Consider the following 13,820-nt stretch of genomic DNA (forward strand, 5'->3'; position numbering starts at 1 on the left):
GCCAAACCCGCATCAGGCTGTGGTGAGGAGCCGCGCAAAGCATGAACAACAAACTGCGTGGGTATGTGCGCCCCGAGGGCGATGATGCCCGGGTTGAGACTTGGGGCTGGCCCGAGATGGAGGTCGAGGTAGAGGCGGGTGCGCCTACCAATGCCCTTGGCCTGGCCCCTGACTGGTATCAGCAGGAAGAGGAGGTGGTGGAGCCGGAGCCCGAACAGGAGCCGGCCCCCAGCATCACTGCCGAAGAGCTTGAAGCGATCCGTCAGGCCGCTTGGGAAGAGGGGATGGCCGAGGGGCGCGAGTCCGGTTATGCCAAGGGGATGGAAGAGGGCAAGCTGGAGGGATTGCAACAGGGTCATTCTGCCGGTCTCGAACAGGGGCGCGAGGAGGGGCTGGCTATGGGCCGCGAGCTGGTGGAGCAGGAGATCGCCCACTGGCAGGGGCTCGCCGCGCGCCTTGCCAATCCGCTTAACGAGTTGGATCAGGCGGTGGAGCAGCAGTTGGTCTCGCTGGTGATGCAACTGGCCCGCGCGCTTATTCGTCACGAAGCAGAGACCTCCCCCCGCATTCTGCTGGAGGCGCTTAAAGAGGGGCTGGCCTTGCTGCCTGCCGCCGAACAGGGGGTGACTCTGATGCTGCATCCCGACGATATAGCGCGAATCGAGCAGGCATTTGGCGCCGACGAGTGCGCCAAGCGCCACTGGCGATTGCAGAGCGATCCCACCCTCTCCCCCGGCGATCTGCAACTGGCTACCGAGCTCTCCAGCATCGATCTGACCCTCTCCGGGCGCATCGATCAGTTGCTGCGCAACTTCTTGCGGGACAATGCGTCGCAGAAACCGGCTTCGCCGGACTCACGCCCATAACCGATGCCGGACGTTGCTGTCCGGCTGCACTTTTTAGCTCTCAGGAGGCCAGATGAGCGGCTCGCTACTGAACCGGTTGCAAAGGTACAAGGTACGCGACAGCGCCCCCAAACCGCCGGTCGCCGGTAAATTGACCCGGGTGGTGGGGCTGACCCTCGAAGCCATCGGCTGCCGTGCCGCCATCGGTGCCCTCTGCCGCATCGATACCCTTGATGGGACGCTGGAGGCTGAAGTGGTCGGTTTTTCTGGCGATCGCCTCTATCTGATGCCGAGCGAGCAGCTCAAGGGGGTGATCCCCGGTGCCCGGGTGGTGCCCATCACCGAAGAGCACGGCATTCCGGTTGGGATGAACCTGCTTGGTCGGGTCATCGATGGCATCGGCCAGCCACTCGATGGCCTCGGCCCCATTCTCTCCTCCCAGACCGTGCAGTTTGCCCAGCATCGCATCAACCCGCTCTCTCGCCGCCCGATCCATCAGCCGATGGACGTGGGGGTACGCGCCATCAATGCCGTGCTGACGGTGGGGCAGGGCCAGCGGATGGGGCTGTTTGCCGGTTCCGGTGTCGGCAAATCTGTGCTGCTGGGCATGATGACCCGCGGCTCGGTGGCGGATGTGGTGGTGGTCGGCCTCATCGGTGAACGGGGCCGGGAAGTGAAAGAGTTTATCGAAGACATTCTGGGAGAGGAGGGGCGTGCCCGCTCCGTGGTGGTGGCGGCTCCTGCCGACGCCTCGCCGCTGATGCGGCTCAAGGGGTGTGAAACGGCGCTGGCCATTGCCGAGTATTTTCGCGATCAGGGGCTCAACGTGTTGCTCTTGATGGACTCTCTTACCCGTTATGCCCAGGCCCAGCGTGAGATCGCGCTGGCGGTGGGCGAGCCGCCGGCGACCAAGGGCTATCCTCCCTCGGTATTTGCCAAATTACCGGCGCTGGTGGAGCGGGCGGGTAACGGCAGTGACGGCCAGGGCTCCATAACCGCCTTCTTCACCGTCCTGACCGAGGGGGATGACCTGCAAGATCCCATTGCCGATGCTGCGCGGGCGATCCTCGATGGCCACATAGTGTTGTCGCGCGAGCTGGCCGATGCGGGCCACTATCCGGCTATCGACATCGAGAAGTCCATCAGCCGGGTTATGCCCATGGTCACTTCGCCGGAACATATGGATCTGGCGCGCACCCTCAAGCAGTTCTACTCCCTCTATCAGCAGAACCGGGATCTCATCACCATCGGCGCCTACAGTCAGGGTTCCGATCCGCGTATTGACCGCGCCATCATTCAAAAACCCTATCTGGATCAGTTCTTGCAGCAGGGGATGCGCGAGGTCATTCACTACGATGATGGCCTGCAAGCCTTGCAGATGGTGGCGATGCCATTGATGCGCTGATGATGGTCGGTAACAGAGAGGTCGACGATGAGTAAAGGGTTGGTATTGTTGGCCGATCGGCTGGTGGAAGCGGAGCAGCAGTGTGCGCTGGCACTAGTGAAGGCGCAGCAGGATCTCAAGCTGTTCATGGATCAGCAAAATGCCCTCAACCAGTACCGCCAGATCTATCACCAGCAGTGGACCGATCGCGGCCTGCAGGGGATTTCGCCCCAGCAAAATACCCAGTATCACGCCTTTATCAACAAGCTCGAACAGGCAGCGACCCAGCAGTACGAAGGGGTGTTGCAGGTGCGTCAGGCGCTGGAACAGCGCCGTGAAGAGTGGCTGGCGGCCCAGCAGCGGCGCAAGGCGGTGGAGCTGTTGCTGGAGAAGCAGGCGAGCCGCGAGCAGCAGAAAGCCCAGCGTCAGGAGCAGAAGATGCTGGATGAGTACGCCATGTTGCGACGTTTTCATCAATCTGGCCTGTAACTTGCTTTGATATGGACATTGTCGGCGGCCATCTCTTTGGGGGCCACCAGAATTCAGGGATCCCATCATGATGCAGACACTGTTGACACAAACGCCTTCGGCTCCGGCCAACGGGTTGGACAAAGCGCCTCTGAGCGGTTCCGTCGAGAGCAAAAGTATCGATGGGGGAACCGGCAGCGACAGCAAGGGGGATTTCGCCACCCTGATTGCCAAGGCCCGGAACAGCGAACAGGGCGCCGCCGAAGCCACTCAGGGCGGTAACCATGTCCGATCAGCCAAATCTTTGGCGACCGAAAGCGCCTCTCCCAAAGAGGAGATCGGCAAGGAGGAGGATCCTGACGCCGACAACAAGGTGGAGGAGGTCCCTGCCACCGACTTTCTGCTGCGCCTGCAAGACTCCCTCAAGCTCGATACCTCGCTAGTGACTCCCCAGCTGGCGGTGGCGGCCCAACAGAACGCCACTGCGGTAGACGGCAATCCGTTGCCGCAAGAGGGTGAGCTGGAGGGGATTACGCTTGATGAAAGCGAGCAGACCCCAGCCGCAGCCAGGATTGCCCAACAGCTTGCTGGTCAGACCGGGGCGCAGTCGCCGCTGGCGACGACAGCCAACTCGACTCTTGATACCACCGTATCGTCCTCAGCGGCGCGAGTGGTGGCGCAGGGCGATGCCTCTGCTGCCGTTCTCTCCTCTGAAGGTGAAGATGCCGCCACTACTGCTGATGGGCTGTCCGGGGAGAAAGCCTCTGCCAAGGGAGAAACCCTCGGAGCAGATGGCAAGCACACCAAGCCCCTCACGGGGGCTGAGCGAATGGCCCAGCTGGCCAAGGTGCTGCCGGTCGATGAGTCGGCAAGCACCGCCAAATCCGCTGAGTCACTCGCTGCAAAAGAGGCTGGCGACAGCAAATCCGATCTCGCCGCCAGCAATGCTTTGACTAACAAGGGGCCGGCGACGCAAGCCACAACTCAGGGGGCTGCGCTCAAGGCCTTCAGCGAGGGGCTCAAGCAGCCTGAGGCTGGCGCTGCTAACTCTTCAGCAACTGCGGATGGAAGTGGGGTAGCTGGCAAGGGGGCAGAAAAGGGTGCCGCCGAGGGTAGCCAGCAGCCAGCCACCGCCGCCAATCAAGGTTCGGCGCCCGTGACGACGGCGCAAAGTGCCGCAGAAAGTGCCGCAGAAAGTGCCGCAGCCCAGAGCAGAGTGACGGCAAATGTGACGACTCAGAGCGATAGCGCTGCCGCCCCCGTGATGGTGGCGCCGCAGCAGGTGTTGGCACAGGTCGAATCTCAGGGGCTGCAAGCATCGCTGTCGACTATTTCAGCCGGCATCAAGCAGATGGAAGTGACCGGCACCGACGAGGTGCGCAAAGCGGTGTCGCTTGAGGTAAAACCGAAGGCCGGTGAGGCGGAGAAGAGCCTGGTTGCGACGACATCTAGCAGTGAGAGCAGCCCGAGCCAGACCGTTCAGCATGGCCAGAACAGCCAGACTCAGCCACAGGTAGCCGATAGCCGGGCGCCTGCCGCTGAGACTACGCTGCGCCGTGAGCCGCAGAATTTACCCCATTTGAAACTGGCCAGTCAGGAAGCGCCTGCCGAATTGCACCAGAAGGTCAATGTGATGCTGGCCGAAAAACTGCAACAGGCGGAAATTCAGCTCGACCCCCTCGGCCTTGGCAAGATGAAGATCCAGATCCAGATGGGGGCCGACAGCCAGGCCAACGTCCATTTTGTGGTACAACATGGCCAGACCCGCGAGATGCTGGAGCAGGCGATGCCCCGGCTGCGTGACATGCTGGCAGGGCAGGGGATCCAGCTTGGTCAGACGCAGGTGCAGCAGCAGTCGCAACAACAGCAGCAACAGGGCCAGCCCACCTTTAATGGGCAGGGTCAGCAGGGTCAGAGTAGTGGTCAGCCGCGGTCCGGTAACGGGCTGGTTGAAGGGGAACTCACCACTTCCAACCCCAGTTTGCTGGTGGAATCGACAAACGGTTCCGGAATTGATTTCTATGCTTGATGCAATCCCGAGTAAGTTTATGATATCGAACAAGTTTGAGACTAGGGTGGACAAGGGATGGCTGACGATAACGAGTTGACGCTAAAAGACCCGGCTGCGGGCAAGAAAAAGAAGCTGATCATTATCATTGCCCTGGCGGTTATTTTGCTGGGCGGAGGTGGTGTTGGCGCCTTCCTGATGCTCTCCGGCTCCGATAAACCGCCTGCTGAAGCGGCGGAAGGTGCCGAGGCCACACCCAAGGAGGAAGCGCCTAAACCTTCCCTCTATGTTGGTATGCCGCGCCCCTTTGTCTTCAACGTTGCAGGTGCCCAGCGAGATCGACTGGTGCAGATCAAGATCCAGCTGATGGTGCGCGGTACCGCCGACGAGACGCTGGCCAAACAGAATATCCCCCTGATTGAAGGCACCTTGCTACGGGTATTCAGCGCAGCCAGTGCCGAACAGCTGATGACCTTTGAAGGCAAGGAGAAGCTGCGCAAGGATTCACTGGAAGAGTGCCGTCGGGTGCTCAAGGACCTGGTCTCTTCCCCCGTTATCGAACAAGTGCTGTTTACCGGCTTTGTAATGCAGTAGGTGAAGCGTGAGCGATCTGTTAAGTCAGGACGAAATTGATGCCCTCTTGCACGGTGTCGATGATGTCGAAGAGGAAGAGATAGGCGGCGCTGGAGACCCCGGCGTAGCCCAGTTTGACTTCTCCTCCCAAGACCGCATCGTCCGTGGTCGCATGCCGACGCTGGAGCTGGTGAATGAGCGTTTCGCCCGCCATATGCGGATCAGTCTGTTCAACATGATGCGTCGTACCGCCGAGGTCTCGATCAACGGCGTGCAGATGCTCAAGTTTGGCGAGTATGTTCATACCCTGTTTGTGCCGACCAGTCTCAACATGGTGCGCTTCCGCCCGCTCAAGGGGACGGCGCTCATCACCATGGAGGCCCGACTGGTCTTCATTCTGGTGGAGAACTTCTTCGGTGGCGATGGCCGTTATCACGCCAAGATTGAGGGGCGCGAGTTCACCCCGACCGAACGGCGCATTATCCAGATGCTGCTCAAACTGGTGTTTGAGGATTACAAGGATGCCTGGGCACCGGTGATGGACGTAGGGTTCGAGTATCTCGACTCCGAAGTGAACCCGGCGATGGCCAACATCGTCAGCCCGACCGAGGTGATCGTGGTCAGCTCGTTCCACATCGAGCTCGATGGTGGCGGCGGCGACTTCCACGTGGCGATGCCTTATTCCATGCTGGAACCGATCCGCGAGCTGCTGGATGCCGGTGTGCAGAGTGACAAGGGGGATACCGACGTACGCTGGAGCAAGGCGCTGCGTGACGAGATCATGGACGTCAAGGTGGAGCTGCGTGCCAAGCTGCTGGAGACCGAACTCACCCTGCGTGAGCTGATGGAGCTGCGACCCGGCGATATCATTCCGGTCGATATGCCGGAAAATCTGCTGGTTTTTGTCGAGGACTTGCCCACTTTCCACGCCAAGATGGGCCGCACCAAGGATAATGTGGCGCTCAAGATCACCGACAAGCTCAAACGTCCGGAAGGGGTCAAGACGGAGATGCATCTGGTGACCCGGGGCGGGGTACGAATTGATGGCGAGGCCGAGCTGGAAGAGCTCGAGCGCAGTATCGAAGATCAACAGCGATAATTGACGGTTTATTACGGTAAACGGTCACGAAGTAGCATAAGGAAAAAAGATGAGCGGAACTGAGGAAGAGGATCTGATGGCTGATGCCTGGGCTGCGGCTCTGGAGGAGCAGGTGACGGCGGAAGCCAAGCCAGCCCCGCTGGAAGAGTTGAAAGATGATGCCCCCATCAGTGCCGAGGAGCGTCGCAAGCTCGACACTATTCTCGATATTCCGGTCACTATCGCCATGGAGGTGGGCCGTAGCCAGATCAGCATCCGCAACCTGTTGCAGCTGAACCAGGGCTCGGTGGTGGAGCTGGATCGTGTTGCAGGCGAGCCGCTGGATGTATTGGTCAACGGTACCCTGATCGCTCACGGCGAGGTGGTGGTGGTGAACGACAAGTTCGGTATCCGCCTGACTGACGTCATCAGCCAGATTGAACGGATCAAGAAGCTCAAATGATGCGCCTCCTGTTGTTATTGCTGCCTGTTCCGGCCTTTGCCGAGACAGCGGCATCTGCCAACGTGCCTAGTCTGAGCTCCTGGTTGCTCTCTAGTCTGATGGTGATCGGTCTCATTCTGGTGCTGGGCTTTCTGCTCAAGAAGAGCAAGCTGGCGACCGCCATGGGTGGCGGCCAGATGCGGGTCATCGCCTCGTTGCCGGTGGGTTACAAAGAGAAGCTGCTGGTGGTCAAGGTGGGCGAACAGCAGTTGCTGGTCGGCGTAACGCCGCAGCAGGTCAACTTCCTCTACCGGCTGGAACAGCCGCTGGATGAAAATCAGCCGCAGGCGTTTTCCCAGCAGCTTGGCAAATTGATGGGCAAGCATGAAAAAAGCTAACGGCTTATGGCTGAAAACAGGGCTGCTGGTCGGCCTGCTGATCCCCCTGTTCTGCTCTTGGCCCGCCCTGGCACAGGACGCCATGTCGGCGGTGACCGTCAAGACCATGGGGGATGGCTCTCAGGAGTACAGCCTGACCCTGCAAGTATTGGCGCTGATGACCGCGCTCTCCTTCTTGCCGGCCATGGTGATCATGATGACCTCGTTTACCCGCATCATTGTGGTGTTGGGTATCTTGCGCCAGGCGATCGGTCTGCAACAGAGTCCCTCCAACCAAGTGTTGATCGGCATCGCCCTGTTTATGTCGTTCTTCATCATGTCGCCGGTGCTGGATCGCATCAATGATGAGGCGTTGCAGCCCTATCTGGCCGAGACCATTCAGGCAAAGGAGGCGCTGGAGCGGGCCGAGTTGCCCATCCATCAGTTCATGCTGGCCCAGACCCGGATCAAGGATCTCAACACCTTTATGGAGATCGCCAACGTGCAGGTGGAGAAACCTGCCGATGTGCCGCTACGAGTGTTGATCCCGGCGTTTGTCACCAGCGAGCTGAAAACCGCATTCCAGATTGGTTTTATGCTGTTCCTGCCGTTCCTGGTCATCGATCTGGTGGTCGCCAGTATCCTGATGGCGATGGGGATGATGATGCTCTCGCCGATGATTGTCTCGCTGCCTTTCAAGTTGATGCTGTTCGTGATGGTGGATGGCTGGAATCTCATTCTGGGGTCATTGGCCAACAGTTTCGGACTGGGTGCCGGTTAGCCGGTCGAGCGCAAGGAGCCCGAACATGAGCCCTGAAACCTTTGTCGACGTCTTTCGCGAGGCGCTCTGGCTGGTCAATATCATGGTCAGCGCCGTGATCCTGCCCAGCCTCGCTATCGGGCTGGTGGTAGCCATTTTTCAGGCGGCCACCTCCATCAACGAACAGACCCTGAGCTTTCTGCCCCGTCTTATCGTGACCCTGCTAGCCCTGGGAATTGGTGCTCACTGGGGAATGCAGAGTCTGATGGACTTCTTCATACTGATGGTCAATCAAATCCCCGAGGTGGTGGGATGACCTATACAACCGCTCTGATCATGGAGTGGTTGTCTTCCATCCTCTGGCCGCTGGCGCGGGTGAGCAGTCTGCTGATGGTGATGGCGGTGTTCGGTAGCCGCCTCGCTCCTGCGCGGGTAAGGATGGGGCTGGCGCTTGCTATCACCTTTCTGATTGCCCCGCTGCTCCCGAAAATGCCCCCCATTGAACTCTTCTCTGCCGGCAGCTTTCTGGTATTGGGCCAGCAATTGCTGATCGGAATTGCCCTCGGCCTGATGACCCAGTTTCTGATGGAGAGCTTCGTGATGGCCGGTCAGGTCATCGCCATGCAGACCAGTCTGGGTTTTGCCACCCTGGTGGACCCGATGAATGGCCAGTCGGCCCCCGTAGTGGGTCAGTTTTATCTGATGCTGGCGACCCTGGTGTTTCTGGCGCTGGATGGTCATCTGGTGATGCTGCGGCTGGTCATTCTTAGTTTCGAGACACTGCCTGTCTCCGAGCACGGCCTTTCAGTTTCGTCCATGAAAACCCTGAGTGCGTTTCTGGGGGTGATGTATCAGGCTGCTTTGGTGATGTCGCTCTCAGCCATCGTCGCCTTGCTCTTGATCAACTTCGCCTTTGGTGTCATGACCCGGGCGGCGCCGCAACTCAACATTTTCAGTATCGGTTTTGCGGTCAGCATGATGTCGGGTCTGCTGATCCTCTGGCTCACTATCGGCGGGTTCCTCGGTCACTTCGACATCATGTGGGAGCGGGTGCAGGAGGTCAGCTGCGAGCTGATCAACACCCAGTGCTTCGGAGGCGCTCATGGCTGATACCGACCAGGAACGTACCGAACAACCCACGGGCAAACGACTGCAACAGGCCCGTGAAAAAGGGCAGATTGCACGTTCAAAAGAGTTGGGGACCGCCAGCGTTCTGCTCTCGGCGGTATTTGGCCTGCTGATGCTCAAGGGCTCGCTGGCGACTGCCATGATCAAGGTCGTCACCATGGGCTTTACTCTGGATCGGGAGCAGGCTTTCGATCCCAATGCCATGATCGCCATGGTGCCGGCGCTGCTGGGGGAACTGGTGCTTCCGCTGGGACTCTTGTTTGCGCTGGTGGCGATTGCCGCTTTTATTGGCAACACCCTGATGGGTGGGATGAACTTCTCCACCGAAGCCATGATGCCCAAGATGAGCAAGCTGAGTCCACTCAGCGGCATCAAGCGGATGTTCGGGGTGCAGTCGCTGATCGAGCTGGTCAAATCTATCGCCAAGGTGGTGTTCATCACCCTGTTTGCCTGGTGGATGTTATCCAGCCAGTTCAATCACCTGCTAAACCTCTCCATGGAGGGATTTCCCGGCGGCATTATCGATGCGCTGGAGCTGTTTCTCTGGATGTTGATCATCCTCTGCTGTGCCCTGCTCCCCATCGTGGCCATCGATGTGCCGTTCCAGCAGTGGAACCACATGCGTCAGCTCAAGATGACCAAGCAGGAGGTGAAGGACGAGTTCAAGGACAGCGAAGGCAAGCCCGAGGTAAAAGGCAAGATCCGTCAGTTGCAGATGCAGATGGCGATGCGCCGGATGATGGGGGATGTGCCCAAGGCCGATGTGGTGATCACCAACCCGACCCACTACTCGGTAGCGCTCAAGTATGATGCGGGCAAACCCGGTGCCGCGCCCAAGGTCGTAGCCAAGGGCACCGATGAAATTGCAATGAAGATCAGGGAGATCGCCAGAGAGTACGAGATCCCCATCATGCCGTCACCGGCTTTGACCCGGGCTATTTACCACTCAACCGAGCTGGGCCACGAGATCCCGGAAGGGCTGTTTGCGGCGGTTGCCCAGGTGCTCGCCTATGTCTTCCAGCTCAAGAAATTCCGTCGTGGTCAGGGGCGCCGTCCCCAGCCGCTGGCTAAAGATCTGCCCATTCCGACCGAATATCGAAAATGACAAAGTTCTGACGTAGTCAAAATAAATCCATTTCATTTCAATGTCTTGTATTGTTGGCTTGATGTTTGCTTTAATCTGGCACCAGCAGGTTGAAATTGAGAAGCGCGATGGAATTCAAGGCAGTATTGGGCCAGTTCAAAGAGTACCGGGGAGTATTGGGCAAAGGCCTTGGTACCCCTCTGCTGGTATTAGCCGCGCTCGGTATGGTGGTGTTACCCATCCCGCCGCTGATGCTGGACGTGCTCTTCTCCTTCAACATTGCCCTCTCCATCGTGGTGCTGCTGGTATCCGTCTATACCCGCCGCCCCCTCGAATTTGCTGCCTTCCCGACCGTACTGCTGCTCGCTACCTTGCTACGGTTGGCGTTGAACGTTGCCTCGACCCGGGTGGTGTTACTGGAAGGTCATAATGGCAGTGCGGCGGCCGGCCATGTGATCGAGGCGTTCGGTAACGTGGTGATCGGCGGCAACTATGCGGTCGGCATCATCGTTTTTACCATCCTGATGATCATCAACTTTGTGGTGATCACCAAGGGTGCCGGGCGGATCGCGGAAGTGAGTGCCCGTTTTACCCTTGATGCGATGCCGGGCAAACAGATGGCCATAGATGCCGATTTGAACGCCGGTCTCATCAATCAGGAAGAGGCGAAGAAGCGTCGTCAGGATGTGACCCAGGAAGCTGACTTCTACGGCTCCATGGATGGTGCCTCCAAGTTTGTCAAAGGGGATGCCATTGCGGGCATCATGATCCTCTTTATCAACATCATCGGCGGCTTCATCATCGGGATGATGCAGCACCAGCTGACCTTCAGCGAATCGGCCGAGATCTATACCCTGTTGGCCATCGGTGACGGTCTGGTGGCGCAGATCCCCTCCCTGCTGCTCTCAATTGCAGCCGCCATCATAGTGACCCGTCAGAATACCGAGCAGGACATGGGAACTGCGGTGCTGGGTCAGCTGTTTGACAATCCCAAAGCCCTGATCATCTCCGCCGGTATTCTGCTGATGATGGGACTGGTGCCGGGGATGCCGCATTTCGCCTTCCTGAGTCTGGGGGCTCTTGCCGCCGCTGGCGCCTGGTGGTTGCTGCGCCGAGAGAAACTGGCTGCCGCCAAAGCGGCCAAGGGTGAGCTGCTGCCTGCCACTGCCGAACAACCCCATGAGCAGAAAGAGCTGAGCTGGGACGATGTGATGCCGGTGGACATCATCGGGCTGGAAGTGGGTTATCAGCTGATCCCGCTGGTGGATCGCAATCAGGGTGGCGAACTGCTCAACCGGATCAAAGGGGTGCGCAAGAAACTCTCGCAAGAGCTGGGCTTTCTGGTCCCTGCCGTCCACATTCGCGACAACCTGGATCTGGCGCCAAACCAATACCGCATCACCTTGATGGGGGTCAGTACCGGCGAGGCCAATGTCTACCATGATAAGGAGATGGCCATCAATCCGGGGCAGGTGTTCGGCCAGATCCAGGGGATAGCGACCCGGGATCCCGCCTTCGGGCTGGAAGCGGTCTGGGTTGCCAAGGAGATGGTCTCTCAGGCGCAGACGCTGGGGTATACGGTGGTGGATACCGCGACCGTGGTGGCTACCCATCTGAGCCAGATCCTGACCAACCATGCGGCTCTGCTGCTGGGTCATGACGAGGTACAACAACTGCTCGACATGATTGGCAAACATCAGAGCAAGCTGGTCGAAGGGTTGGTGCCGGAAGTGATCAGCATGGGTAACCTTGTGAAGGTATTGCAGAATTTGCTCAATGAAGGCGTGCCAATCCGCGATATGCGCACTATCCTGCAGACCCTGGTTGAATACGCGCCGCGCAGTCCGGATCCGGAAGTGCTCACGGCCGCTTGCCGGATTGCCCTGCGTCGCCTGATTGTGCAAGAGATTGCAGGCCCCGATCCCGAGCTGCCGGTGATTACCTTGGCGCCGGAATTGGAACGTATATTGCATCAATCCCTGCAGGCTGGTGGCGGTGATGGTGCCGGTATTGAACCGGGTCTGGCTGAGCGGATGCAGCGCTCGCTGGTGGAAGCCACTCAACGACAAGAATTGGAAGGCCAACCGGCCGTGCTTCTGACATCGGGGATCTTGCGCAATACCCTGGCGAAATTTGTCAAGAATGCCATTCCTGGATTGCGCGTTCTGTCTTATCAGGAAGTGCCCGACGACAAGCAGATCCGCATCGTCAGTGCGGTAGGGCAGAACTAGTTAGCGGAGACGACGGGTGAAGATTAAGCGGTTTTTTGCCAAGGATATGCGAACGGCTCTGGCCGAGGTCAAGGAGACTCTCGGGCCGGATGCCGTCATCATGTCCAACAAGAAGGTCACCGGAGGGGTAGAGATAGTCGCCGCAGTCGATTATCAATCCCAGGTCCCGGGGCCCAAAGATGCGCCGGTTCGCCGTCAGCTGAACGATGAGAGCGTCAATATTTCGTCTGCTGCACGGCAGATGATCCGCCCCGAGCCGTCGCCGGCGAAGGAGCAGAACGAACATTATGCCGATACCCTGGCCGCCTTGCTGGCGCGCCAGCAGAAGCTCAAGCCGGGCAATGGGGCGCCAATGGGCAATACCCAATCGGCCGGGCTGGCCGCTGCCAATGCAGCGCCCAGAACATTGGCGGAGCAGGGGCAGTGGGGCGCAGCCCCGGAACCTGCCAAGCCCAAAGCCCGGGTTGCGTCCGGCCAGCGCCCCCCTCAACCTGCCCAGCGGGATCAGGAGATGGAGGGGATGCGCAAGGAGATGGCCAGCATCCGCAAATTGCTGGAGCACCAGATCTCCGGGCTGATGTGGCAAGAGGTGGAGCGCCGCGAACCGATGCGGGCCCTGCTGATCAAGGAGCTCAAGAAACTGGGCTTTGATGATGCGTTTGCCGATCAACTGGCGGGACTGATCCCCGAAGATATGTCCATCCATCAGGCGATGGCCCAGTTGGCCGAGGTGCTGACGGTCCAGCTCAAGATCAGTGAGGACGAGATCATGCGTCAGGGGGGCGCGGTGGCGCTGCTTGGTCCGACCGGGGTGGGCAAAACCACTACCATCGCCAAGCTGGCGGCCCGTTTCGCCATGAAGTATGGCGCCGAGCAGGTGGCGCTGATCACCACCGACAACTACCGGATCGGAGCCCATGAACAGCTGCAGACCTATGGTCGCATCATGGGTTGCCCGGTACGTCAGGTGCGTGATGCCGAAGAGCTGGCCAATGCCCTTTATCAGTTCCGCCATCGTCGGCTGGTACTTATCGATACGGCCGGGGTGGGTCAGCGGGATATCCGGTTGACCGAGCAGCTCGATACCTTGGTCAAGAATGCCAAGGTACGGATCCGCAGTTATCTGGTGATGTCGGCAACCTCCCAGCGTCGGGTGATGCAGGAGGCGGTGGACCATTTCCGGCGTATTCCATTAAGCGGCTGCATACTTACCAAATTGGATGAAAGTCTGAATCTTGGCGAAGTGATTAACGTGTGTATCCAGAATTCATTGCCCATCAGCTATATCACTGACGGACAAAGGGTTCCGGAAGATATTCAGGTTGCCAATGCGGCGCAGCTCGTCGGGGCTGCCATGGGCTCGCTGGAGCGAGAAACAGAGGAGCCCTATTTCTGGGGCGCAGGCTTTGGCGAGGCCGAAGATTCGGAGTTTTATGAGTAAC

The 13,820-nt window shown here is 59.1% G+C and carries 14 protein-coding genes; all 14 read left to right on the forward strand.

Annotated features, from left to right (window positions below; translation table 11 throughout):
- Positions 1-41 precede the first annotated feature (41 nt).
- Positions 42-866 carry a flagellar assembly protein FliH gene (gene fliH / locus OKC42_RS00260; RefSeq protein ID WP_139433180.1) on the forward strand — a complete coding sequence of 275 codons (825 nt, stop codon included), beginning with the start codon at positions 42-44 and terminating at the stop codon, positions 864-866.
- Between the two features lie 52 nt (positions 867-918).
- A complete protein-coding gene (gene fliI, locus OKC42_RS00265) occupies positions 919-2,250 on the forward strand; it encodes a flagellar protein export ATPase FliI (protein WP_236356168.1) in 1,332 nt (443 codons plus the stop codon).
- Positions 2,251-2,277: 27 nt separating this feature from the next.
- Positions 2,278-2,718 (forward strand): flagellar export protein FliJ, encoded by a 441-nt coding sequence (fliJ, locus tag OKC42_RS00270; protein WP_005334746.1) that lies wholly within the window; start codon positions 2,278-2,280, stop codon positions 2,716-2,718.
- A gap of 67 nt (positions 2,719-2,785) precedes the next feature.
- Positions 2,786-4,726: a flagellar hook-length control protein FliK gene (locus tag OKC42_RS00275; protein WP_270818849.1), complete on the forward strand. Its 1,941-nt coding sequence runs from the start codon at positions 2,786-2,788 to the stop codon at positions 4,724-4,726.
- Between the two features lie 57 nt (positions 4,727-4,783).
- Complete coding sequence (gene fliL / locus OKC42_RS00280) at positions 4,784-5,299, forward strand: flagellar basal body-associated protein FliL (RefSeq protein ID WP_040065335.1); 516 nt, start codon at positions 4,784-4,786, stop codon at positions 5,297-5,299.
- Between the two features lie 7 nt (positions 5,300-5,306).
- Entirely contained in the window at positions 5,307-6,377 is a 1,071-nt protein-coding gene (fliM, locus tag OKC42_RS00285; protein ID WP_005334736.1) for a flagellar motor switch protein FliM, read from the forward strand.
- A 49-nt stretch (positions 6,378-6,426) separates the two neighbouring features.
- On the forward strand, positions 6,427-6,819 hold the full coding sequence (gene fliN, locus OKC42_RS00290; RefSeq protein WP_005298791.1) for a flagellar motor switch protein FliN: 393 nt from the start codon (positions 6,427-6,429) through the stop codon (positions 6,817-6,819).
- Positions 6,816-7,196, forward strand: a complete 381-nt coding sequence (gene fliO / locus OKC42_RS00295; RefSeq protein WP_201933195.1) for a flagellar biosynthetic protein FliO — start codon at positions 6,816-6,818, stop codon at positions 7,194-7,196. The genes fliN and fliO overlap by 4 nt, the downstream gene beginning before the upstream one ends.
- Positions 7,183-7,956 carry a flagellar type III secretion system pore protein FliP gene (fliP, locus tag OKC42_RS00300; RefSeq protein WP_058052840.1) on the forward strand — a complete coding sequence of 258 codons (774 nt, stop codon included), beginning with the start codon at positions 7,183-7,185 and terminating at the stop codon, positions 7,954-7,956. The genes fliO and fliP overlap by 14 nt, the downstream gene beginning before the upstream one ends.
- A gap of 25 nt (positions 7,957-7,981) precedes the next feature.
- The gene (gene fliQ / locus OKC42_RS00305) at positions 7,982-8,251 is read left to right on the forward strand and encodes a flagellar biosynthesis protein FliQ (RefSeq protein ID WP_005334727.1); all 270 of its coding nucleotides are present in this window, start codon (positions 7,982-7,984) and stop codon (positions 8,249-8,251) included.
- Positions 8,248-9,045, forward strand: a complete 798-nt coding sequence (fliR, locus tag OKC42_RS00310) for a flagellar biosynthetic protein FliR (RefSeq protein WP_005353677.1) — start codon at positions 8,248-8,250, stop codon at positions 9,043-9,045. The genes fliQ and fliR overlap by 4 nt, the downstream gene beginning before the upstream one ends.
- The gene (gene flhB / locus OKC42_RS00315; protein WP_100653280.1) at positions 9,038-10,168 is read left to right on the forward strand and encodes a flagellar biosynthesis protein FlhB; all 1,131 of its coding nucleotides are present in this window, start codon (positions 9,038-9,040) and stop codon (positions 10,166-10,168) included. Before fliR ends, flhB begins: the two co-directional genes overlap by 8 nt.
- A gap of 107 nt (positions 10,169-10,275) precedes the next feature.
- A complete protein-coding gene (flhA, locus tag OKC42_RS00320) occupies positions 10,276-12,378 on the forward strand; it encodes a flagellar biosynthesis protein FlhA (RefSeq protein ID WP_270818853.1) in 2,103 nt (700 codons plus the stop codon).
- 16 nt (positions 12,379-12,394) lie between these two features.
- Positions 12,395-13,819, forward strand: a complete 1,425-nt coding sequence (gene flhF / locus OKC42_RS00325) for a flagellar biosynthesis protein FlhF (RefSeq protein ID WP_270818855.1) — start codon at positions 12,395-12,397, stop codon at positions 13,817-13,819.
- The last annotated feature ends 1 nt before the right edge of the window (position 13,820 follow it).

It is taken from the genome of Aeromonas sp. Y311-2, from assembly GCF_027706025.1.
Taxonomy (GTDB): domain Bacteria; phylum Pseudomonadota; class Gammaproteobacteria; order Enterobacterales; family Aeromonadaceae; genus Aeromonas; species Aeromonas veronii.